This is a genomic window from Acinetobacter sp. ABJ_C1_1, from assembly GCF_044684115.1.
Taxonomy (GTDB): Bacteria; Pseudomonadota; Gammaproteobacteria; order Pseudomonadales; family Moraxellaceae; genus Acinetobacter; species Acinetobacter nosocomialis_A.
The window spans coordinates 192,216-215,190 of the sequence record NZ_JBITPU010000004.1 but is presented as its reverse complement, the minus strand read 5'-3'; the positions used below and the strand labels follow the sequence as shown (position 1 = coordinate 215,190).

The window sequence follows — 22,975 nt, the reverse complement described above, 5'->3', positions numbered from 1 at the left end:
ATAACACATGTTTTTAAAATACTGATGAATGGTAAGTTGAGTCGTTTTTCTTGTCTGACAATAGTGTTTTTATATACAAACTGAGAACAAAAATGTGAGTTTATTCTCAATTTAAGAGGGAAATATATGAATATTATCTACCTCCATGGCTTTAATAGCAGCTCTTCTTCGATTAAAGGGCTGAGCCTTAAGCAGTATTGTAGCGAATTGGGCATAAATGTGCATTTGCCAGATTTAAATAGATCTCCAGATCAGGTCGTAGCGCAAGTTTCAGAGCTGATAGAGTCTTTACATGATGTGGCTTTAGTCGGCAGTAGCCTTGGCGGGTTTTTTGCGACATATTTTGTCGCGAAATATAATGTTCCGGCTGTACTGATTAACCCTGCTATGCAACCATGGAAGCTGTTTGATGAGCTCTTCCAAGTTGAAAGCATGCCTTATAAGGTAAATGATCAATGGTCAATTGATCATGTTCAGTTACGACAGTTAGAACAACTGGAACTGAAACAACCTGAAAATGCTGACAAAATACTCGTCTTATTGCAACAAGGCGACGAAATTTTGGATTATCGTCAAGCACAACGCTATTATAGTGCTGCAACACCATCCTCATTGATTTTGACGGATGCTCATGGCAATCATGCCATGGAAGATTTTGAAGAAAAATTACCCTTAGTGATCGAATTCTTTGCGCACACCATCAAATAAGGAAAACGTACAACGTGACACAATATACGGCTCAATCGCTTGAAGTTCTTTCTGGTTTAGACCCTGTTCGTCGTCGTCCGGGGATGTATACCGACACTTCTCGTCCAAACCATTTAGCCCAAGAAGTTATTGATAATGCTGTCGATGAAGCATTAGCTGGTCATGCCGACAAAATCTGTGTCACGGTTTATAAAGATGGTTCATTATCTGTTGAAGATAACGGCCGTGGTATGCCAGTCGATATTCACCCTGAATATGGCCAAAGTGGTATCGAAATCATTTTAACCAAGCTGCATGCTGGCGGTAAATTCAGTACCGATAACTATCAGTTCTCAGGTGGTTTGCATGGTGTGGGGATTTCGGTTGTAAACGCTTTATCTACACGTGTTGAGGTAGAGGTTCAGCGTCAGGGTAATTTATACCAGATGGCCTTTGAGCAAGGTGAACCTGTTGCGCCTTTGGCAGTGCTAGAAGGCAAAACACCAAAACGCGCGACTGGTACAACGGTACGTTTCTGGCCCGAAGCTAAATATTTTGATAGTCCAAAATTTGCGTTAAAAGCACTTAAACATAATTTAAAAGCTAAAGCTGTTTTAGCAGCTGGTTTAAAAATTACTTATATCGATCAAATTAACGATGAAAAAATCGAATGGCAATTTGAAAATGGCCTTGTCGATTATTTGATGGATGAATTACAAGACCGCGAAATTTTGCCAAACCCTGCATTTGTAAGTAGTGGACAAGCAGACCGCGCAGCCTGTGAGTTTGCAATTTGCTGGAATGTAGAAGGCGGTGAGCAGGTTCAAGAAAGTTACGTCAACTTGATTCCGACCGCACAAGGCGGTACGCATGTGAACGGTTTACGTTCGGGGGTGACCGAGGCGTTACGTGAGTTCTGTGAGTTACGTAATTTATTACCTCGTAATCTTAAACTTTCGGCAGAAGATGTTTGGGATGGCGTGAACTATATCTTGTCGCTTAAGTTCCAAGAACCACAATTCTCTGGTCAAACCAAAGAGCGTCTTTCAAGTCGTGAAGCATCAAATATTGTTTTAAATATTGCTAAAGATGCCTTTGCACTCTGGCTAAATCAGCATGCTGAAATTGCTATGCAACTTGCGGAAATGGCGATTTCTAAAGCAGGTCGTCGTTTAAAAGCCGCGAAAAAGGTTGAGCGTAAAAAGATTGTTTCTGGCCCAGCTTTACCGGGTAAGTTGGCAGACTGTGTCGGCCAAACGCGTGAGGAAAGTGAGCTATTCATTGTCGAGGGTGACTCTGCGGGTGGTAGTGCCAAGCAGGCGCGTGATAAAAACTTTCAGGCCATCATGCCAATTCGTGGGAAAATTTTAAACACATGGGAAGTCTCTTCAGATGAAGTACTTGCTTCTCAAGAAGTTCACGATATTGCGATTGCCATTGGTGTAGACCCTGGCAGTGATGATTTATCAGAGCTGCGTTATGGCAAAATCTGTATTTTGGCCGATGCCGACTCGGATGGTTTACACATTGCGACTTTGCTTTGCGCTTTATTCGTTAAGCATTTTCCTGCTTTGGTCGAAGAAGGTCATTTATTTGTAGCAATGCCGCCATTGTTCCGTATCGACATTGGTAAAGATGTTTATTACGCGCTTGATGATGATGAACTTGAAGGCATTTTGAAAAATGTTAAAGGCAATCGTAATCCGCAAATTACCCGATTCAAAGGATTGGGTGAAATGAACGCGATTCAGCTTCGCGAAACAACCATGGATCCAAACACGCGTCGTTTGGTACAGCTTGATTTAGACGATGTACATTTAACAGCAGGTTTGCTCGATAAATTGCTTGCAAAAAAACGCTCGGCAGATCGTAAGCAGTGGCTTGAGCAGAAAGGTAACTTAGCTGATATCACGGTTTAAAAAGAATTAAAAAAATCCCCGCTCAATAGACGGGGATTTTTTATATAAACCTAAATTTTAGGTAATCATTACAACAGTTGCTGCTATTGGTGTTTCGGCCATTAAATTAAAATAGACAGATCTGTATATTTTAATTTAAGTCGTAATTTTTATAGCAAGTAGAAATTGAAAAACATCACAATTTGCGCCACTTCCAATTCGATCTACTACCGCAAAATCACTCGGCGCTTCAAAGGTAAGCAAAGGATGATGCCATGTACCTGCCCGATAATTAATACTTTGCTTTCCATTTGAAACGAAAGCACAGAGCTTTGAAATATCAGGAGTGTTTTCATCCAAAGCGGGCGCTACAATAATTAAAAACTTTTGTTGCTGTAATGGAATAAATGCCTGAGACCCCTTTGGATGACGCTCTAGCATTGAAATTTCCAGAGGTAGCACACTGGCCTTAATATTGCGAAAAATACTAATTCCTGCCTTTGCTTCCCCTTCAATTTCAGTTTCAACGAGCGCATGGTAGCGCTCGGTATGAGCATCATTAATATGAAAAAAATCATGCCCATCACAACAAATGACTTCTCCGAAGGGCTGAAAGTTTTCAATGGTTAAGGGCTGAATTTGAACAGTATGTATGATCATGACTTGGCAATTTTTCCCCATAAACGAACACGACTAATACCACCGTCTGGAATCATGTTAATACGAATATGAGAGATTTTTTCATGCTGTAAAATCTCATTCACATATTCATGAATATGGTCCATTTGCATTGATTGAGCTTCAAGTAAATAAGACCAGAACATACTTTGTGGAATCAGCTGTGCATCGGTTGCATTTTCAAGGTAAACCGCTTGAATAGATACTTGGGCAGGGAAATTGCCTTTAAAGTGAGCCGTATCAATTTCAAGCTTTTCAATTTTTCCGCTTTTACCCAACGCAAGAATACACCAGTCATAACCCGGTGCACGGCGGCGTTTAGTTTCCCAGCCATCGCCCATGTTGACGCCACGGCCGGGGTTAATCAAATTACGTGGATGTCCAAAATGCGCATCGCTATAGGCAATTACGCGACCACCATTTTCTAGGGCCAATAAATCAAGCGTTTGCTCACTATCAGCCACCTGAATATGAACATCCCCATAAACACGCAAACGGGCAACACCACCATCTGGGAAAATATTGAGGCGTATATGGGTGAAAAGTGCATCATTATTGACCATAAAAATATGATGCTGACTTGGGCCAAGTTCAGTATTACTTAAAACATTTTCCCATTTTGCTCCTGTAAGGTCACCATTTGGTGCATAACACGCTTCTAATGAGGCAGATGCAGGGTAATTTCCTGTAAAAAAGCTGGTGTCGATATCAAGTGCAGTAATTTTTCCACTCACTCCGAGCTTCACAATACACCAGTCATAGCCCGCATGACGCTTACGACGCGTTTCCCATCCATCCATCCATTTACCGTTGTCATCAAATTTATCTTCAACAAAAATAGGTGCTTCAAATTGCAGCATACGCTTTGCTTCTGCAAAGAAATCATCTGAACACTCAATGACTTGTGCACCAATTCGGGCATCTGCCAAATTGGTTTTAGTATTCAAAATCTCAGGAAGTTCAAAAGCTGGAGCGTGCAATGTTGCCATAATGGAGTATCCGTATTTCTTGTTAAAAACATGATTTTTCATTTAAAACTGCGCCAACACAGAGCGTGCTGAGACGAGTTTTATACATAAATATATAAGCATGGTGCATGCCAGTTTTGTGGAAAAGCTAAATAAATTTTGAACGATGGCATGTTTTTAGCATAAGCACCCTATAGGTGAATATCTATAGGAGCGTGTTATGAATGTGGTGATTATTGGTGCGGGAATGGGAGGTCTAACCACAGGCATTGCATTAAAGAAATTTGGTCACCAAGTTCGCATTTTTGAGCAAACTGAAAAAATTCTTCCTGTCGGCGCGGCAATTTCGCTCTGGTCGAATGGTGTGAAATGTCTGAACTATCTAGGATTAACTGACAAAATCGCCAAACTTGGTGGACAAATGGATGATTTGGCCTATGTGGATGGTTTAACTGGAGATGTGATGACACAATTCAGTTTACTGCCATTAATTGAAGAAGTGGGTCAACGACCTTATCCGGTTGCACGTGCTGATTTACAAAATATGTTGATGGATGAATTTTGTCGTGATCAGATTTATTTAGGCAAAAAAATGGTCAGCCTTGAAGACAAAGCTGATTATATAGAGGTTCATTTTGCAGATGGTAGCTCAACGCAGGCCGATCTATTAATTGGGGCGGACGGCACTCATTCACTTACACGGACCTATGTGTTGGGGCAGCAAGTACAGCGCCGTTACGCAGGTTATGTAAATTGGAATGGTTTGGTTGAGATCTCTGAAGAGTTGGCTCCAGCCCAACAATGGACGACTTATGTGGGCGAAGGCAAGCGAGCTTCTTTAATGCCAGTTGCAGATGGAAAGTTCTATTTCTTTTTAGATGTGCCTTTACCAGCAGGGTTAGATAATAATCGAGATGACTATAAAAAACTTTTAAAACAATATTTTGTTGATTGGTGCCAACCCGTACAGCAGCTTATTGAACGCTTAGACCCGCAAAAAACCAATCGGGTAGAAATCCATGATATTGAACCGTTTACACAGTTTTATAAAGGTCGTGTAGTGATTTTGGGTGACGCTGCACATAGCACGACACCTGATATTGGGCAAGGCGGCTGCCAAGCCATGGAAGACGCGATTTATTTAGCGCGTTCTCTGCAAATTAATACTTTGGGGCTAGAGGATGCTTTACGTCGCTATCAAAACAAGCGCAATGAACGTGCTAATGAATTGGTACTTCGTGCGCGCAAACGTTGTGATGTGACACATATGAAAGATGAAGCCGTTACACAAGCATGGTATGAAGAATTACGCCGTGAACAAGGTGGACATATTATGCAGGGGATTATTAGTAATATTGTGGGTAATCCACTTGATTAAAAACAAAAACAGCAAGGAATTTTCCTTGCTGTTTATCTTCTAAATTTGGATTTTAGAAGTGGTATTTAACCAATGCACTAACGTTATTTTCGTCTCGACCTTGAAGGCCAAATTTATTATTCCACACAGAGTGCTCAATACCGAGGTATAGGCGTGTATCAGGAGAAATGTGTTTACCTACATTCCATTTCCACTGAGTTGTCCAGTTCAACTCGCTCGCATGGTCGCCTTCAGCAGTTGACCAATCTAGGAAGCCATCAACCAAGAATTCTTCAGATGCAATATTAAATGGAATACCATAAACGAACGTCATTTGATAATCATCGTCAGTTTTCTCATTGTTTGCACGGTAGAAGTTTAAATTCGCATATTTAAAATATGGAATATCTAAATCAACAGCAAAACCATATAAGAAGTTATCGAAGTTATTGCCATTTTCGCTGTTACTTTCCCAAGTGGTACTAATGAGCACATCTTTAATTGGACCATAAGCCAATTTTTTGCCAGATACTTCGCCCAAGCTTAAACGTGGTGATAACTCAAAATATGTACTTTTGTGATCATCTTCACCGCGCATGCGGTCCATAAAGAAAAACACATCAGCATATTTAACTTTTGCTGCATATTCCAAAGTGATGGTGGTTTCTTTTGCGTCTACAACTTCATAGTTTTCACCATAAAGACCAGTCACGCTAAAATCTTGCCAAATTGGTTTTGCCTGAACCATGGCAGTTGCAGATAACAAGGCACAAGTAGCCGCAAGTTGCTTTAATTGCATTTAAATGATCTCCCCCCAAATAAAGCACGCTAAGGATACAGGGTCTTAAGCAAAAATGAAGCCAAATTTGATCAACGGTTAAAAAAAGTCCCACCGAAGTGGGGCGCTAAAAACTAATTTATTAATGTGTATTTCTAGTGTTTATGGTTTGGCTTAAATGCGGGGTAGATGAGCTACGAAATGAAGGCAAATGATTAAATAATAAATTCAATAAGATAGCAAAAATACAAGTTGAACTAATACCTGAATGGAACAAAGTTTGTACCCAAACTGGAAAATGTGCATAAAACTCATGGTTAATAATTGGGATCATTCCTGCCGATAAAGCAGTCGCGACAATAATTAAATTTTTCTGATCGTTATAATTAATTTTTGCCAAAGTGCGGATTCCGCTCGCCGCAACCGACCCAAACAAGACCAAACCTGCACCACCAAGTACAGGCATAGGAATTGCGGCAATAAGGCGACCCATAACAGGTAGTAGACCTAAAATAATCAGAATGACACCACCTGCTGCTACAACAAATCGGCTTTTGATACCTGTAATTGCTACCAGCCCTACATTTTGTGCAAAAGCACTTTGCATGAATGAACCAAAGATCGGTGCCATAGCACTTGAGAACATATCTGCACGAACGCCATTGGCAATACGTTTTGAATCGACTTCAGTTCCTACAATGTCTCCGACAGCAATAATGTCAGCTGTGGTTTCCGTCATAATTACTAAGGTCACAATCAACATTGATAAAATGGCACTCAGTTCAAATGTAGGTAAACCAAATGCAAATAAATGTGGAAATTGCAGCCATGCACCTGAGCTGACCTGACTGAAGTCACCAAAGCCCATGAAGTAGGCCAGTATGGTACCAGCCACGATCGCTAATAATATGGATAAACGACGAATACTGGCTTGTGGCAGCATGTTTAAAACAATCACAATGCCTAAAGTCAGCAAAGCTAAAGAGATATTCTCGACGCTTCCCCAGTTCGGTGCTTTATCGTTGCCACCCATCATCCAGCGAATTGCAACGGGTAACAACGATAGCCCAATAGTTGTGATAACGCATCCCGTCACAACAGGTGGGAAAAAACGAATGATTTTTGAAAAGTAGGGTGCAAGGCAAAGTCCAATTAGAGAAGCTACAATCACCGCGCCATAGACAGCAGGCAAACCACCGCCCGTGGTGATAATGGCCACCATAGTTGCCACACCCGCAAAAGACACACCCTGTACCAGAGGTAATTTTGCACCTAGATATTTGGTTCCGATGGTCTGTATGAGTGTTGCTAATCCGCCGACAAATAGGGCGGCTGCAATGAGCATTCCCACTTGTGCCGAGCTTAAACCAGCAGCTGTTCCGATAATGAGGGGCGGAGCCACAATGCCACCATACATGGTAAGCACATGCTGCAAACCGTAAGCAAAACTTTTGGAAATTCCTAAATATTCATGCTCTGGAGAAATCGCATTCTTTTGTCGATGATTCATATTTTTCTCCTATTTTATTTCAGTTAACTGCCGCGATAAGTGGAGTAAGCAAACGGACTGATGAGTAATGGAATGTGGTAATGCTGATTGATGTCTTCTATGAAAAATTGTATACAAACACGTGGGAAAAAAGTTTTGATTTGCTGTGATGAAAAATAAGGCGCAACTTCAAATTCAAGTTGATAAGCACCTTCACCTAAGTTTTTTATTCCAAAATCACTCACGCGCCCATCTAGGTTGGTGGTTGCGGTCGCAATCAGTTCATGAGTTGCTGCATGGAACAACTTCACTTCTACCTGTGCAGCGGGTTTACCTAAATTTGTATCTAAAATATGAGTGCTGATCATGTGTGTAATTCCTGAGATAGACGTAATAGAGCAATTGCTGCGAGTTGCTCGTGTACAATGACTTTTTCTATAGCTAAGTTGTTTTGAAGACGTTGATTAAGTTTTTTTAAAATCTCGTTGCTACTAAGGCCCGCTGCTTTAATTAAAAAAATAAAGCCAAACTTCTGTTCATAATCGAGATTGCCTTGTAGCAGAGCTTGTTGTGTTTGTTCATCTAAGGAAATGCCAGCTTGCTCTTGAGCTGAAAAATTTTGTTCTTTTGCATTAAGCTGTTTTTTTGCCTGTCGTTCCCCAATTTTTGGATGGGTGGCTAAAGCTGTTTGTATTTCTTGCCATGACCACGTGTGGCTTAATTGTTCTGCATGCCCTAAAAGAACTGAGGTCGATGAGTAGGGCCGTTCTGAAATAATTTTTTCAGCCCAAGCAGGAATATGGACGCAGTTGTTTAACAGAGTCTTTAGTTGGTCGGGTGGGGCTTGATTAAACTCGGCTAAAAACACTGTTATTCCTAAACTCATTGTTGTTGATATAGAGTTTTAGCAATAACAGTGCCAAGAGTGGTTAATATTTCGCTAATGAATTTGCAAAATTAATAACCAACTATCGAGTTATGTGATTTTTATACCAATGTTCGGCAATATCCTGACGGCGACACACCCAGACCCGATCATGCATTTCAATATAGTCGAGGAATTTTTGTAAGGCTTTAAAACGACCCGGACGCCCTAAAATACGGCAGTGCATTCCAATCGACATCATTTTTGGTGCAGTTTCACCTTCTGCGTACAACACATCAAAACTATCTTTTAAATATTGAAAAAACTGTTCTGAACTATTAAATCCACCCGGTGAACAGAATTTCATATCGTTGCATTCGAGCGTATAAGGAATAATTAAGTGAGGACGTGATGCACCAGCCGCATTGGTCAGCGTTGTCCAAAAAGGCAGGTCATCGCCATAATAATCTGAGTCATATTGTATTTGTGGGAACTCTGCGAGTAACTGACGGGTATTGGGACTATCGCGCCCGGTGTACCAACCTATAGTTTTATTTCCAAACAAGTTTTCTAAAACTGATAAGGCTTGTTTCATATGCTGTTTTTCGACTTCAATGTCGGTGTCTTGATAGTGAAGCCAGCGGTAGCCATGCGAGACCACGTCATAATCAGCTTGCTTAATCGCTTCGACAATATATGGGTTGCGAGCCAGCGCCATGGCAACGCCGAAAATAGTCATTGGAAGCTTGCGCCGTTGGAACTCACTATGGATGCGCCAAAAACCAGCACGTGAACCATATTCGTACATAGAGTCCATCGACATATGCTTGGCTGGATAGCTTGCAGCACCAATAATTTCTGATAAAAACTGCTCTGAACCCTCATCACCATGCTCAATATGCTTTTCGCCACCTTCTTCATAATTCAGGACAAATTGCACGGCAACCTTAGCATTGTTAGGCCATTTCACCTGTGGAGGCTGACCGTGATAACCGATTAAATCACGTGAATAAGGAGACTTTTGAATCTGCTCAATAAGTTCTGCTCCAGATAGATAAGATTCGGTCACAATTGCTCTCCTTTTGTTCAATTTTTCATAAAAATTTAAAAAATCAGCTTGCATATTTTTATAGATGGACTGATATTGAAGGTATGAAGATCTTCAAAATAAATTAAAAGCAGTACGTTTAAGTCAGGAGATAACAAACCATTACACCATCAAAATGTACAATTGAAGTCAGTTCATGCATGCTTAAAACATGCCAACATAAAAAAGTTTTGCATAGAAAAGATCCACAGTAAGAAAGAGAGGATGGTATTTATGAATATTGAAATCCGCACAGATAAAAACATCCATAATAGTGAACGTTTAATTACTTATGTACGTGCAGAACTTACTCAAGAATTCCAACGTCATAGCGAACGTATTACGCATTTCTCGGTTCATTTTAGTGATGAAAATGGGGACAAAGGTGGCGATAAAGATATCCACTGTATGATCGAAGCACGTCCTGCTGGCTTGAAACCAGTTGCAGTGCACCATAAAGCAGGAAATATTGATGCCTCAATTCATGGCGCGATTGAAAAATTAAAACGTAGTCTTGAACATACCTTTGAGAAAAAAGAGCACCCGAGAGGTGGTCAACCAGAACTCATTGATGATGAAGCTTAAAAAAATGCTAAAAAGCCCTTCGGGGCTTTTTTTATGGAGCATAAAAAGACGGATAAAAACTCTTCACAACTTTTGGTTTGCAATGCAATAGCATTGACCTCTAAAATCTTCATCAGAGATTAGGCATAATAGCGCTAATATATTTTTGAGAGATGGTCATGTTAACCACCCAGCAGCAGGCTTTAATTAAAGCCATAGAAGAATTAGAACTTACGCAAGTACAAAAATTACTTGCTGAGGGGCTTGATCCGAATTTCATTGATCCGGAACAAGGGCCACCCGTATCAATTATTTGTGATGGAATTTTTAAATGGTGGGAAGACGTCTCAGAAGCTTATGAAGCTGGTACTCCCTTATCAAAAGAAGAAAAGCAACAATCATTACAAGTTTATCTCGATATCCTTGAAGCCTTAATTCAGGCTAAGGCAAATGTTCATCTTTGGGATGCAGAAGAATTTTATGGCCCACTATGGGATGCAGCAAGTTCGGCATGCGCACCAGCGGTTCAACGTTTACTTGATGAAAAAGTTGATCCAAACACACGTGATGAAGAAGGACTCACCATTTTATCTTCAATAAGTCAGTTGTTCTTTGATTGTGATTTTGATGAAATAGATTGGTCAGAAGCGCTTCAAGAAGAGCGTGAAACACTAGAGTTATTGCGCCATCATGGAGCAAAAATGTCAAAAGAACTAACTACTTGATTGGAATATAGAATGAGAACATTTCAAATTTTAACTTTTGCTCTGACCACTGTTGCTGCAGGAAGTACTTTTGCCGCAGAGTTCTCGTTTGACCGTCCAGGTTCAGGCTTTGGAACAGGTATTACTCCAGTGGGGCAGTTAGCTTGGGAACAAGGTTTACCAAGTGCAACTTATACAGAATCAACTGTTGATGGCGTGAAAGAAAAAACCGTAACTGTACATGGCGATATGTTATTCCGTACAGGTTTGGCTAAAGACTTAGAATTACAATTAGGTTGGCAAGGTCCGGGTTGGACTCAAACCAAACGTGCTGGTAAAAAAACAGATACTTCTGGTTTAGGTGATGTAAGCATCGGCTTAAAAAAAGCGATTGATTTAAATGATGAAAATTTAACAATGGCTGTGTTGGCTCAAGCGCTCATTGCAACGGGTAATGATGAGTTTACCGCACATGACGACATTTATAGCCTGAGCTCAGCAGTAGCGTACCAGTATGATGATTTGATCAATACTGCAATTACGATGCGTTACGAAGTGCAAAACAGCAACTGGGCTGTAACGGCCATTCCAACAATCAACTATAAAATTGCCGGCAAGCTTTCTGGTTATTCTGAATTTGTTTACCGTAAAGCTGAAAGCCAAGACTACCAATATGGTTTAGGTACAGGCTTAGTGTATGCAGTTAATAAACGTACTCAACTTGATGCAAGTGTAGGTGTCGATTTAGAGGGTCAAGATAAAGGCTACCATGGTGGCTTGGGTATGGCATTCTTATTCTGATAAAACCAACTTGATTGATGTTAATGAAAAAGCTTATTTCTCAGGGAATTATTTATTTTCTAGCAGCTGCTAGTTTTGTATTGAGCCAGTTTGTTTTTGCAGAAGATAAGCTACTTTCACCAGAACAGGCTTTTTCATTTTCGGTTGAGTCGCCACAATCGCATACTGCGAAATTATCGTGGCAGATTCAGCCGAATTATTATTTGTATCAGCATAAATTTACTGTACAGCAGGGTACTCAACCTTTAGCTTTAAATTTACCTAAAGCCGTTTCTCAATATGATGAAAACTATGGGCAAAGTCAGGTTTATTATCATCAAGTCAATTTTCAAATTAAGACCAAGCCTTCAGAGCACTACACTGTAACTTGGCAGGGCTGTGCCAAAGACCGTATTTGTTATCCGCCACAAACCATTGAGTTTCAAACCGATGCAGATGGTTTGGTTGGTGTGCAAAACCAAGCAGGAACAGCGCCGAAACGCTTATTAGATTTGGCAAATACACAAGCAGCGTCTCAAGAAACTTTAACTAATCAAACAAGTTCAGAAACTAAAACAGACGCGACTACTCCACAAATTGCAGAAGATCAGATCTGGTCGGCGAAACTCATTGAACACTCGCTTTGGTATGGTGTTTTATTATTTTTAGGCTTAGGCATGCTGCTCGCATTCACGCCATGCTCTTTACCAATGCTGCCGATTTTAACTTCATTAATTATTCGAGAGCATAAAGGCTTAAAAGCGTGGACGATTGCGCTTACCTTTGTATGTAGTATGGCATTGGTTTATGCGGGTCTAGGTTTAATCGCTTCTTCAGCAGGGCTAAATTTCCAACGTTGGCTACAACAGCCTGCTACGCTTATCGCGTTTAGTTTACTGTTTGTAGTTTTTGCATTGAACCTGTTTGGACTGTTTGAGCTTCGTTTACCGCAAACATGGTTAAATCGACTTGATCGTATTCAGTCTATGCAACAAGGCGGTACTTTAGTTGGTGCGGGTGTTATGGGCGTGGTTTCTGCGCTCTTGGTTGGTCCATGTATGACCGCACCTTTGGCTGGAACTTTATTATTTATTTCTCAAACTCAAAACCAATGGCAAGGTGCTTTGCTTTTATTTTGTCTAGGCTTTGGAATGGGAATTCCTTTACTCATCGCGAGTGTTTTAGGTGCAAGATTTTTACCTAAAGCAGGCGACTGGATGCATCAGATTAAAGTGATTTTTGCTTTTCTGATGTTGGGATTAAGTCTTTATTTTATTCGCCCTTTATTGCCAGATTGGAGCATGCAAGTGCTTAGTTTATTGCTAGGGCTGGCTTTTATTGCCTACGCACTTTATCAGTTCTTTTGGAAAAAAGGGCAGTTACAGTGGCTCTATGCACTCCTACTTTTATTGGTTACTCCGTTTGTTGCCTATAACCAGTATCAGCATATTCAAAATCGCAGTTTGCAAAGTTCCGAGCACATGGCTGAATGGCACGTTGCGAAAACAGCTGCGGACTTTCAAAAAATTTTAGCAGCAGCCCCTACTGATCGGGCTATTGTGGTTGATGTCTATGCAGATTGGTGTGTGGCTTGCCAGCCTATTGAACATCGTATTTTAAAAGCACCTGAGGTTCAGACGGCTCTTGCGCCTTACTATCTCATTAAACTTGATTTGAGTCATTATGATCAGTCACATGAAGCTCTACTCAAGCAGTGGAATATTCTTGGGCCACCGACTTATCTGTTTTTAAATGAGCATCAACAAGAAATTCGTTCTTTACGTTTAACTGGTGCATTTAGCCAACAAGAGCTGTTGCAACAGCTTGCAAGCTTATCGAAAGCTAAATAGTTAAATGGACTCTATATGTGGTAATTGGTGAAAAGTGCGCACTTGATTGCGCCCTGAAGCTTTTACTGCGTAAAGCGCTTCATCTGCCTGCCGAATGACAAGGTAGGGATCGTTTGCAAAAGCGGAACAGCTAATTCCAAAGCTTGCACTTACATGAATCTGAATATTTTGATTGTTGAAAATAGATAACTCTTGTAAGGCAAGTCGGCAACGCTCTGCAATTTTTTCCGCTTGAATAATATCAGTATGCGGAAGTACTAAAATAAATTCCTCTCCACCAAATCGACCAATAATGTCTTCATTACGTAAGTTCTCAGAAAGACATTGAGCAATTTTAATTAGGACTTGATCGCCCTGATGATGTCCATATACATCATTAATTTTTTTAAAATGATCTATGTCGAGAAGTACTAAAGCATAATCGAATTGTTGTTCGTGAAGTGCCTCAAGATGGGTATTTAAACTGCGTCTGTTTAATACATTGGTTAATGGGTCGATCTGGCTTAAGCGTTGAATATAAGTTTCTCGTTGGCGCCATTGGGTCAGCAATATTTCAAATAAAATAAAACAGGCGACTAAAATCGGCATAATAAAAAACAGCATACTTCCTAACCAAAAAGGATTGGTTTGAGCATGTCGGATTGCCGTGAAGTTAAATAGTGGAGCGTAGGGTATAACGCCATTCATACTTAAATAAGTACATACGGCTAAAATAATTGTTGCTGGTATAAAAGCGCTATAAACAATTTTTCTTTCAAATAAAACCAGACCTACACCAATGGTGCCGACATAACCAACCATTGTGGCAGGGCTGATGCTACCAATTAAATATCCATCATGGCACAGCATGAGCATAAAGACTTGTACGCTAATAAGAGGAACAATTCTTTGTGCCCACTGTTGGTCTTTGTAGCGATAACACGGAATAATCAGTAATGCTAATAAAAATAAAGTCAATAAATTCAGCCAGAGCTGTGACTCTACTAAAGGCAAATTTGCCCATCGCCAAACACTGGGCGTTATTAAAATATAACCTTTCCATAAAATCCAACTGAAATTCATTGCACAGGCGAGTACAAGCATCAGTGCACTTTTTTGTAAAGGCGTCCAGTTAATAATATGGTTGTTATGGATGAATTCGAGAACCACCTGTTTTATTTTATTTATAGGATGAGTGATTAAACGAATTTTCATAATAATAAAGGAACTCCTAAATAGAGATGTCTCTTTTCTAGATCATCCTAAAGTGGGAGAGTTTGAATGATTCATAACCTAAACATATCATGATTTATTCATTAAACCCTAAGATTAAGGTTTTTATAAATAATATGAAGTGAGAAGTATTTCGCACTCATCACTTCATTTATTTTAATTAAGTTTTATCAAGTTCATGAGCAAATTCAGCAATATCGGCCATTGCGTGTTTTGCCTCATCGAACCACGCATTAAACATTTGAAAGTTATGCCACATACCTGTGTAAAGCTTAAAATGTACTTTGACACCTGCTTCTTCAGCTTTTTCTCTAAAGCGTTTTGCATCGTCTAATAAAATTTCTTTTGAACCGACCTGAACTAATGTTGGCGGTAAACCTTCTAAGTTATCAAAAATGGGCGAAACACGTGGGTCATCTGCTGCAATATGGTTGCCAATATAATGTTGAATACCAATTTGCAGGGCTTCAAGAGAAAGTAGGGCATCATGTTTTTGGTTAAATCTTAAAGATTCACTGGTTAGGGTTAAATCTAAAAAAGGTGATAATAAAATTAAACCGCTTGGCATGAGTTCAGGTTGTTCTTTTAAGCGTAAGCAAAGTGCCAAAGCTAAATTGGCCCCAGATGAGTCACCCGATAAAATAATATCTTTGGGTTGGATACCCTGAACTAATAATGATTGATATACGTCATATAATGCTTCGATTGCTTCAGGATATGGATGTTCGGGAGCAAGCGGATAGTCCACATGAATAATTTGCATTTGAGTACGGGCTGCTAAATCCGTCATGAATGCATGATGTGTTTTGACACTGCCAAGAAAAAAAGCGCCGCCGTGAATATGAAAAATAAGCTGGGTTGCTGAATCCTGAGCTTTAATCTCTTCACCTTTGACACCCGCAAGTCGGATCGGACGAACAGTTACATTTTTTTGTTTTGGAAATGCTCGGCAAAGTTGTTCAAGCATAGGACGCAGGGCAGTTGGAGGTAAATTCAACTGACTTGGCTTGCGAATTGCTGTTTTAAGAAATGTTTCTGTTAAATAATATTTTAAAACGCTTGGTATATTCATATAGTATCCGCTTATGTTAATAACTTGTTTCCCTATAAATTTTATTTTTCAAGGTTACAAGGTTACACGAAACAGTCACATTCAAAAATTGCAATATCGTTGTGAGTTTTGAATACTGAAGTCTTGAAAGACCCAAGGATATTACAAAAATGAAAAAGATTGCTTTAGCTTTAGGACTTGTTGGTATGGCTGCATTTGCCAATGCGGCTGACCCACTAAACGGAACGGTATGGAAAACGATTGATGACCAAACCAATAAGCCCAAAGCCGTAGTAAAGTTTACGGAACAGAAGGATGGAACCTTAACTGCAACCATTCAAAACATTTTGACACCAGGTGAAGAAAACTCTTGTACAAAATGTGAAGGTCCGTATAAAAACAAACCGCTTAAAGGTGTGACCATTGTACATAATCTAAAAAATGTAGGTGGTACCAGTTATGAAAACGGTACAATTTTAGACCCGAAATCTGGCAAAACTTACAAATTAAAAGGTGAGTTGGCTGAGGGTGGCAAAAAGCTTAAATTGCGTGGTTATATTGGTGTTTCAGCATTGGGCCGCAATCAAACTTGGATTCGTGCGAACTAAAAGTTTAAATAAAAAAACGAGCCACTTGGCTCGTTTTTTTATGCATTTAAGTTTTGATAGGCAATTTCATCAAAACCGACCAGAAAACCTTTAGAGGTCTGTAGAACTGGTCGTTTAATTAAGCTTGGTTGAGCAATCAGTGCTTCAATAAGATGATCTTCACTGCTTAATGCACGAGTCTGTTCATCCTCAGATAGTTTTCTCCACGTGGTGCCTTTCTTATTGAGAACGGTATCTTGTCCAATTTCTTTTAACCAGATTTTTAGGGTGTCGGCATCAATCCCTTGTTTTTTATAATCGTGAAATTCGTAGCTCAAACCTTTTGCTTGTAAGGCATCAAATGCTTTTTTCATTGAATTACAGTTTTTAATACCATAAATTTTTAACATTTTATCGGACCATGTCAAAAAGAAAGAACACACAGCCTAACCCAAAATGCATTTGAGCACTACTTTATACCGATACTTTTAAAACAAATGAAAAATAATGATTAAAACAATAAAGAATGTCATGTTATTGTCATAAGACAAGGTAATAATGAACTCAATAAGAAGAATCTAGAAAACTAAAAGAACTTAGCGCAAAAAATAAGAGATAGAAAAGAGAAAACCCGCATTTAATCATCCTGATCATGCGGGTCTCATTTCAACGTCCATTGTCACATCCTTGCAAATAAACTTAATCTAAGTTTATTTTATCTTCCTACGGCGTCCTATCCTTTTGCGTCATCCTGACTGCTTCCCTGTGCCGTGGGGCTATAATGCCGTCAAACGTGTGTAAGAAAAATACTCAAAAACGACATGTGTTGTAAGCAAAAACGACAATGTAAGTGAACACTTGTTCACTTACTCTTGAATTTTATAGTCGATAATCACAGGGGCATGGTCGCTAAACCATTGATCTTTATAGACCCATGCGTTTGTTGTACGTGTTTTCCAGTCTGGTGAACAAGCTTGATAGTCAATACGCCAACCTACATTTTTCGCACGCGCTTGACCGCGATTTGACCACCATGAATACAACTCTGCTTCTGTTCTCACAACACGGAAAGTGTCTACATAGCCAAGTTCATCATAAATATGGTCAAGCCATGCACGCTCATGCGGTAAACAGCCAGACGACTTCTGATTACCCGACCAGTTTTTAATATCAATTCGTTTATGAACGATATTGTAATCGCCACAAATAATGATGGACTTATTCTCATCACGCCATTGTTTTAAGATTTTTGCGTATTCACCTAAAAATAAATCTTTACGTGCTTGCGCTTCTTCACCACTTGAGCCCGAAGGTAAGTATAATGATGCAATATGTACGGGATGTGACAAACCTAAATCGAATTCGGCAGAAATGAAGCGGCCTTGGCTATCGGCCAACTCGAACCCTAAACCATCTTTAATAGAGACAAAGGGTAAGCGGCTATAAATTGCGGTACCTGCGTAACCTGCACGCTCTGCTGGAAAAAGATGGGTATGCCATCCTTCGGGTCTAAACTTTTCAGTCCATTGTTCATGGGTAATGCGGCTTTCCTGCATGCATACGACATCGGCATCGGATTGTTCTAACCATTCAAGTAAGCCTTTCGTTACTGAAGAACGTAAGCCATTTACGTTAATGGAAACGACTCGAAGAATTTTTACATCACTTGGATACTGATCCTTTGGTATCATGCGAAAATTTAACCTCAATTGTGAATTTGGAGCACCTCATGACAACGCCTGTGTCATTTAACCCGCAAGCATTTATCGAACTCGCATTATCACGCGGTGTGCTTAAATTTGGTGAGTTTACTTTAAAATCTGGACGTGTGAGTCCTTATTTTTTTAATGCAGGCCTACTCAACGATGGTGAAGCTTTATCTCTTTTAGCACAAGGCTATGCCGATAAATTAACACAATGCGAAAATGTTGATGTGATTTTTGGGCCAGCATACAAAGGTATTCCATTTGTAGCTGCGACTGCTGTTGCTTTGTCGCAAACACATAATAAGAGTGTGCCATGGGGCTTTAACCGTAAAGAAGCAAAAGATCATGGTGAAGGCGGTGTTTTAGTTGGTGCTGCGGTTGAAGGTAAAAAAGTCTGGATTATTGATGACGTGATTACCGCAGGTACAGCGATTCGCGAAGTGGTAACGATTTTGAAAAATGCTGGTGCAACCATTGCGGGTGTGTTGGTGGCATTAGATCGTCAGGAGCGTGGCCAAGGTGAGCTTTCTGCAATTCAGGAAGTTCAAAAAGAATTAGAAATACCTGTGCATGCCCTTATTACCATGAAGGACTTAATGGATTATTTAGATGGAAAAGACGAAAAAGAAGCTTTAGCCAATATGCAAGCTTATCGCGAAAAATACGGAATTTGATTTTTAATAATTTAAAAAGGAAGCATAAAGCTTCCTTTTTCATTATTAATTTTTCTTAAATGAAATATGAATAATGCAGTAAAAACCCTACGAAATATTTGTTTCTCTGTTAAAGAACATAAACTATTAACTAATAATTTGATTTTTATTACTAAATAACCTTTTGATTTTTTATTTTTTGGTCCATTTTTATTATAAAATTCATATGAAACATATATCAATATTTAAGACTTAAAATTGATAATTTGAAGTGTTTTTTTTCTTTTTGGTAAAATATATAAATTACTGATGAATAATAAAATTTAATAATTTTTATTTTTAAAAAATTGTCCTAAGTTATTGATCTTGACGAATGCTAGAAATCAGCTCATTTATATATAAAAGCTTTAAAAGATGTAGAAAATTTTCCAGTTTTTCATTTCATAAGGATACGAGGTGGAGATATGGCAGTTTCAGGATATTCATCAGCAACTTCCGCTTTACCAGGAAGTTCAATAAGTTTTTATCTCAGTACTGATTCACCTGGGATAACCAGTTTAACCGTAGAGCGTATAGGAACAACTACAGTATCATCAACACTCTCTACAACTCTTTTTACCCGATCACTTCCTGCAACAAACCCATGGGAAGGATTCGGATGGCCAGTTTCAGTAACGTTTAATATCCCTTCGAATTGGCCTCCTGGGCTATATAGGCTAGCTTATTCGGGACAGGACGTACTTACTTTTGTGATTCGACCAGCCACTCAAGCAGCGGTTTCAAAAGTTCTTTTACAAATCTCGTTTTTAACGCCAACTGCTTATAATGCAGCGGGTGGTAAGAGTTTATATGATTATAATAGTGGTGGGGCGGGAACTCGTGCGAGCAAAGTTTCCTTTAATCGATCAGGTGGCACTCCTGCAAGTAATGGGCCTGAGTCCATACTTATTCGCTGGCTTGAAACAGAAGGGATACCGATCGAATATTGTTCGAGTGTGGACCTTCATAGTATCTCAACTCTGCTCACTAATTATGATTGTTTGATCATTGCAGGACATGATGAGTACTGGACGCGAGCAATGAGAGACCAGACAGAGCAGTTTATTGCCAATGGGGGGAACGTGATCGTACTCTCTGGGAATACTTGTTATCGAGCTGTAAGGTTAGAACAAGGGAATCGTATGGTTGTTTTCTACAAATATGCTGGTAATGATCCTAACTTAAATGCTTATGATACAACTGTAGCATGGGCAGAACCGCCATTAAACCGGCCGCAAAATTCATTTCTTGGTAGTGGTTTTGCTGATGGAGCTTATAGTGGGACATCACCAACAGTAGCATATACTATTCGGTTTCCAGGACATTGGGTGTTCAACGGTGTTTCACCTGCAACTACAACATCAGCTTTCATGACCTATGAGGTTGATGCTGCGGCTTATGTAGATGAAGTAGAGGGTTATCCCCGTGTTACAGGCGATCAAAATACGCCTCTGACTACGACTGTACTGGCTTCGGCAGACATGCGTTCATGGACTGGCAAACCTGGACGCGCGACAATGAGTATATTTTCTCACAATGGCACAGTTTTTAATGCTGGGACAACGGATTGGTTATCTGTATTGGGAAGTGATTCTGTTGTAACTACGATCACACGTAACGTATTTTCTCATCTCAAACAACGTATAACATGGGATTGGGAAAATATTGGTTATGCGTATAATTCTCGTGCCCTTACAGCACTGTATGGAAAAATTTTCATAGCCACATCGCAGAATAGGCTTGCTCAACGTTACCCACTTGGCGCAGATATACCTTGGCGTGATATTAGTTATGCGAATTATGTTAGTGCAATGGCAGCCCTTGGAGATACCCTTTACTGCATTACAACTGATAATCAACTTTGGTGGTATCCTGCTTCTGAGGTGGGGCAAGCTTGGACTTCGATGGGGGCTGGACCTAGTGGCGGAACCAAGGCATTGGCTGCCACAGGTGGGATGCTTTATGCGGTTGATAATCTAGGAACACTGTGGAGAGCGCCTGCAACCAGAACAGCACCATCATGGGTAGCGATGACAGCATTTACGCAAGATGCAACCATAAATGCAATGACTGCATATGGGGATATCCTTTTTGCTTCGACTACAGATAATCGCTTGTTACGTTCGAATTCTGACTATATTAGTGAAAGTACTGCTTGGGTATATATTCATCACTGTGATTACTCTGCTGGTCTGGCAGTTGTAGAATCCATGCTTTTTGTTGCCACTACACAGAATCTTCTTTGGAAAATTGATCTTTATGGACTTCGTCAGCCTTAAGATGACACAAAAACAGTATCTAAAAACAAAAAGGCATGCCTCTCAATAGGGTATGCCTTTCTATATTTAATATTTTTTACTTAGAACCGGTAATTCAAACCCAATAGCACATTACGTGGTGTGTCTAGTGTGCTGTCTGAATATCAGTACTCTTTATTGGTTAGATTATTAACCGCAAGTATGACTGCACTATTTTAAAAATGCTGATACAACTATTGCGGGTGTGTTGGTGGCATTAGATCGTCAAGAACGTGGCCAAGGTAAGCTTTCTAAGAATTAGAAATTCCTGTGCACGCACTGATTACCATGAAAGATTTAATGGATTATTTAGAAGCGAAAGGCGAAAAAGAAGCGTTAGTAAATATGCAAGCTTATCGTGAGAAGTAGGTATCTAAGAGTTAGGTATGGAAAAAGGAAGCTGTGGCTTCCTTTTTTTTTATAATTTAATCAAATTATTGAGTTGGTTGAATTGTAATCGTGGGGTGTGGAAATCGTAAAAAAACTGTTTCAGTGCATTTGATATAAATATTTTTTGAGTTTTTTGCAAGGATTCTTATCCCATTGATTGCAGTTTATTCTTTAAACTCGTAGTTTCACCACAATTCGTATTATGTACCCATAGACATGCACCACCTACATAGTAGGTATGGTAATCCTGAACTTCAAAATTATAAACATCAGAAAGATAGGGTAAATATTTCCTTTCACTGTGTATATTTTCTGGAGAATATGCATTGTAAGAAAAATCCGCTATGATTTGACCGCTTTGTTTTATTTCCTCAAGATCAAAATTCCAACCACACTCTTCCATTCTATTTTCTGGATCTATCGCCCATGCAATATGTGGTTGTTCTGTCTGATATAATGGTGTTGCAAAATGTACAACATAATATTTATCATCAGATTGGATTACATCACCATCCATTAACTGATCCAATTGGCACCATTTTCCTTGATCATAAAGTTCAAGACTATTCAATTCACCTGAGATAGATGCCCAGCCACACACCCAGAATTGATTATAGGGTGTTGCAATTATGTTTTTCGGATAAGTTGGATTATTTCTAAAATCATCGACTAGCTCTAAAGCACTTAACAACCAAATTGGTTTCTTTTCGAGTTTAAAAGTATTAACTACAGGTTTATAGTCCTGTATTTTTGTACCTTCTTCTGGTCTGGATAAAACTAGATCACCTACCTGTATATCTTCGATTTTTTTCCAAATTCTACGTGGTAAATTTAGATCCCTCTGTACACGCACTAGAGTACCCGCAATAAAACACCCAATAAATTGAGTATTATTTACACCCTGCTGTAGTATCATTTTGATTTATTCCATCCCCAAAAACATATATACCCTAGATTCTTTTTAGCACCTAAATGCCCTTGTTCTGCTAAAAGTCTTGTTTTTTGTAAATCATCTGCCTTTGTACAATTTGACAAAGATAAAGATGTCAAAAAGCATTTTATTACCAATGATATTTTTTTAATTTCATAAAATTCCAAATAATTTTTAAGTTATTAAAGGTGTTAACGTGATGTAAATAAAATAGTTTATTCAATATAATAGAATGTTATGTGAAACTCTTTAATTTTAATTTTAAATCAAATATTTAAATTTTTCACCTTAAAAAAGCCGACCTTCACCTCACATTTCTTCCACTTCATCGTCATACCCAACTTGTCTTGTTGACCTTGTTCAGTCAGCATCAAAGACGAAAAAGAAGCTTTAGCCAATATGCA

General features: G+C 39.3%; 22 protein-coding genes and 1 pseudogene. 11 read left to right on the top strand and 12 right to left on the bottom strand.

Annotated features, from left to right (window positions below; translation table 11 throughout):
* The first annotated feature begins 126 nt into the window (after window positions 1-126).
* Both ACG59Z_RS08170 and parE read left to right on the top strand, forming a co-directional pair.
* Window positions 127-708 carry a YqiA/YcfP family alpha/beta fold hydrolase gene (locus tag ACG59Z_RS08170; RefSeq protein WP_396479891.1) on the top strand — a complete coding sequence of 194 codons (582 nt, stop codon included), beginning with the start codon at window positions 127-129 and terminating at the stop codon, window positions 706-708.
* A 14-nt stretch (window positions 709-722) separates the two neighbouring features.
* Window positions 723-2,606, top strand: coding sequence for a DNA topoisomerase IV subunit B (gene parE / locus ACG59Z_RS08165; protein ID WP_400198798.1), 1,884 nt, complete (start codon window positions 723-725; stop codon window positions 2,604-2,606).
* A 135-nt stretch (window positions 2,607-2,741) separates the two neighbouring features.
* Here the strand turns inward: parE and ACG59Z_RS08160 are convergent, their stop codons facing one another.
* Both ACG59Z_RS08160 and alc read right to left on the bottom strand, forming a co-directional pair.
* Window positions 2,742-3,245 (bottom strand): ureidoglycolate lyase, encoded by a 504-nt coding sequence (locus ACG59Z_RS08160; protein ID WP_400198797.1) that lies wholly within the window; start codon window positions 3,243-3,245, stop codon window positions 2,742-2,744.
* Window positions 3,242-4,252: an allantoicase gene (gene alc / locus ACG59Z_RS08155; RefSeq protein WP_400198796.1), complete on the bottom strand. Its 1,011-nt coding sequence runs from the start codon at window positions 4,250-4,252 to the stop codon at window positions 3,242-3,244. The genes ACG59Z_RS08160 and alc overlap by 4 nt, the downstream gene beginning before the upstream one ends.
* Before the next feature lie 199 nt (window positions 4,253-4,451).
* Between alc and hpxO the strand changes: the two genes are divergently transcribed.
* The gene (gene hpxO / locus ACG59Z_RS08150; RefSeq protein WP_400198795.1) at window positions 4,452-5,609 is read left to right on the top strand and encodes an FAD-dependent urate hydroxylase HpxO; all 1,158 of its coding nucleotides are present in this window, start codon (window positions 4,452-4,454) and stop codon (window positions 5,607-5,609) included.
* Window positions 5,610-5,661: 52 nt separating this feature from the next.
* Here the strand turns inward: hpxO and ACG59Z_RS08145 are convergent, their stop codons facing one another.
* The 5 genes from ACG59Z_RS08145 to puuE form a co-directional block, all read right to left on the bottom strand.
* Window positions 5,662-6,387 (bottom strand): outer membrane protein OmpK, encoded by a 726-nt coding sequence (locus ACG59Z_RS08145; protein WP_263614839.1) that lies wholly within the window; start codon window positions 6,385-6,387, stop codon window positions 5,662-5,664.
* 121 nt (window positions 6,388-6,508) lie between these two features.
* Entirely contained in the window at window positions 6,509-7,876 is a 1,368-nt protein-coding gene (locus ACG59Z_RS08140; RefSeq protein WP_396463006.1) for a nucleobase:cation symporter-2 family protein, read from the bottom strand.
* 23 nt (window positions 7,877-7,899) lie between these two features.
* Window positions 7,900-8,223 carry a hydroxyisourate hydrolase gene (uraH, locus tag ACG59Z_RS08135; protein WP_174744295.1) on the bottom strand — a complete coding sequence of 108 codons (324 nt, stop codon included), beginning with the start codon at window positions 8,221-8,223 and terminating at the stop codon, window positions 7,900-7,902.
* Complete coding sequence (gene uraD, locus ACG59Z_RS08130) at window positions 8,220-8,723, bottom strand: 2-oxo-4-hydroxy-4-carboxy-5-ureidoimidazoline decarboxylase (RefSeq protein ID WP_400198794.1); 504 nt, start codon at window positions 8,721-8,723, stop codon at window positions 8,220-8,222. The genes uraH and uraD overlap by 4 nt, the downstream gene beginning before the upstream one ends.
* Window positions 8,724-8,823: 100 nt before the next feature.
* Window positions 8,824-9,789: an allantoinase PuuE gene (gene puuE, locus ACG59Z_RS08125; protein WP_396463007.1), complete on the bottom strand. Its 966-nt coding sequence runs from the start codon at window positions 9,787-9,789 to the stop codon at window positions 8,824-8,826.
* A gap of 252 nt (window positions 9,790-10,041) precedes the next feature.
* Between puuE and ACG59Z_RS08120 the strand changes: the two genes are divergently transcribed.
* The 4 genes from ACG59Z_RS08120 to dsbD all read left to right on the top strand — a co-directional run bounded on the left by ACG59Z_RS08120 (window position 10,042) and on the right by dsbD (window position 13,705).
* On the top strand, window positions 10,042-10,392 hold the full coding sequence (locus tag ACG59Z_RS08120; protein ID WP_263614835.1) for an HPF/RaiA family ribosome-associated protein: 351 nt from the start codon (window positions 10,042-10,044) through the stop codon (window positions 10,390-10,392).
* 158 nt (window positions 10,393-10,550) lie between these two features.
* A complete protein-coding gene (locus ACG59Z_RS08115) occupies window positions 10,551-11,096 on the top strand; it encodes an ankyrin repeat domain-containing protein (RefSeq protein WP_263614834.1) in 546 nt (181 codons plus the stop codon).
* Window positions 11,097-11,108: 12 nt separating this feature from the next.
* The gene (locus ACG59Z_RS08110) at window positions 11,109-11,876 is read left to right on the top strand and encodes a transporter (protein WP_263614833.1); all 768 of its coding nucleotides are present in this window, start codon (window positions 11,109-11,111) and stop codon (window positions 11,874-11,876) included.
* Window positions 11,877-11,893: 17 nt separating this feature from the next.
* Window positions 11,894-13,705: a protein-disulfide reductase DsbD gene (gene dsbD, locus ACG59Z_RS08105; RefSeq protein ID WP_400198793.1), complete on the top strand. Its 1,812-nt coding sequence runs from the start codon at window positions 11,894-11,896 to the stop codon at window positions 13,703-13,705.
* Here the strand turns inward: dsbD and ACG59Z_RS08100 are convergent, their stop codons facing one another.
* Together ACG59Z_RS08100 and ACG59Z_RS08095 are read right to left on the bottom strand one after the other, a co-directional pair.
* The gene (locus ACG59Z_RS08100; RefSeq protein ID WP_400198792.1) at window positions 13,706-14,899 is read right to left on the bottom strand and encodes a diguanylate cyclase domain-containing protein; all 1,194 of its coding nucleotides are present in this window, start codon (window positions 14,897-14,899) and stop codon (window positions 13,706-13,708) included.
* A gap of 178 nt (window positions 14,900-15,077) precedes the next feature.
* On the bottom strand, window positions 15,078-15,989 hold the full coding sequence (locus tag ACG59Z_RS08095; protein WP_400198791.1) for an alpha/beta hydrolase: 912 nt from the start codon (window positions 15,987-15,989) through the stop codon (window positions 15,078-15,080).
* 149 nt (window positions 15,990-16,138) lie between these two features.
* Between ACG59Z_RS08095 and ACG59Z_RS08090 the strand changes: the two genes are divergently transcribed.
* A complete protein-coding gene (locus ACG59Z_RS08090; RefSeq protein ID WP_004704906.1) occupies window positions 16,139-16,576 on the top strand; it encodes a DUF2147 domain-containing protein in 438 nt (145 codons plus the stop codon).
* 38 nt (window positions 16,577-16,614) lie between these two features.
* Here the strand turns inward: ACG59Z_RS08090 and ACG59Z_RS08085 are convergent, their stop codons facing one another.
* Together ACG59Z_RS08085 and ACG59Z_RS08080 are read right to left on the bottom strand one after the other, a co-directional pair.
* Window positions 16,615-16,965: an arsenate reductase gene (locus ACG59Z_RS08085; RefSeq protein ID WP_400198790.1), complete on the bottom strand. Its 351-nt coding sequence runs from the start codon at window positions 16,963-16,965 to the stop codon at window positions 16,615-16,617.
* A 456-nt stretch (window positions 16,966-17,421) separates the two neighbouring features.
* Window positions 17,422-18,246 (bottom strand): exodeoxyribonuclease III, encoded by an 825-nt coding sequence (locus ACG59Z_RS08080; protein ID WP_049066069.1) that lies wholly within the window; start codon window positions 18,244-18,246, stop codon window positions 17,422-17,424.
* A 38-nt stretch (window positions 18,247-18,284) separates the two neighbouring features.
* Between ACG59Z_RS08080 and pyrE (ACG59Z_RS08075) the strand changes: the two genes are divergently transcribed.
* The 3 genes and pseudogenes from pyrE (ACG59Z_RS08075) to pyrE (ACG59Z_RS08065) form a co-directional block, all read left to right on the top strand.
* On the top strand, window positions 18,285-18,935 hold the full coding sequence (gene pyrE / locus ACG59Z_RS08075; protein WP_159137701.1) for an orotate phosphoribosyltransferase: 651 nt from the start codon (window positions 18,285-18,287) through the stop codon (window positions 18,933-18,935).
* A 443-nt stretch (window positions 18,936-19,378) separates the two neighbouring features.
* Window positions 19,379-21,232, top strand: a complete 1,854-nt coding sequence (locus tag ACG59Z_RS08070) for a N,N-dimethylformamidase beta subunit family domain-containing protein (RefSeq protein WP_400198789.1) — start codon at window positions 19,379-19,381, stop codon at window positions 21,230-21,232.
* 196 nt (window positions 21,233-21,428) lie between these two features.
* Window positions 21,429-21,619 (top strand): annotated as a pseudogene (gene pyrE, locus ACG59Z_RS08065) (orotate phosphoribosyltransferase); the annotation flags it as partial.
* Window positions 21,620-21,785: 166 nt separating this feature from the next.
* On the opposite strand, the gene ACG59Z_RS08060 reads toward pyrE (ACG59Z_RS08065), so the two are convergent.
* Window positions 21,786-22,556 (bottom strand): hypothetical protein, encoded by a 771-nt coding sequence (locus tag ACG59Z_RS08060; RefSeq protein WP_400198788.1) that lies wholly within the window; start codon window positions 22,554-22,556, stop codon window positions 21,786-21,788.
* Window positions 22,557-22,975: the final 419 nt, after the last annotated feature.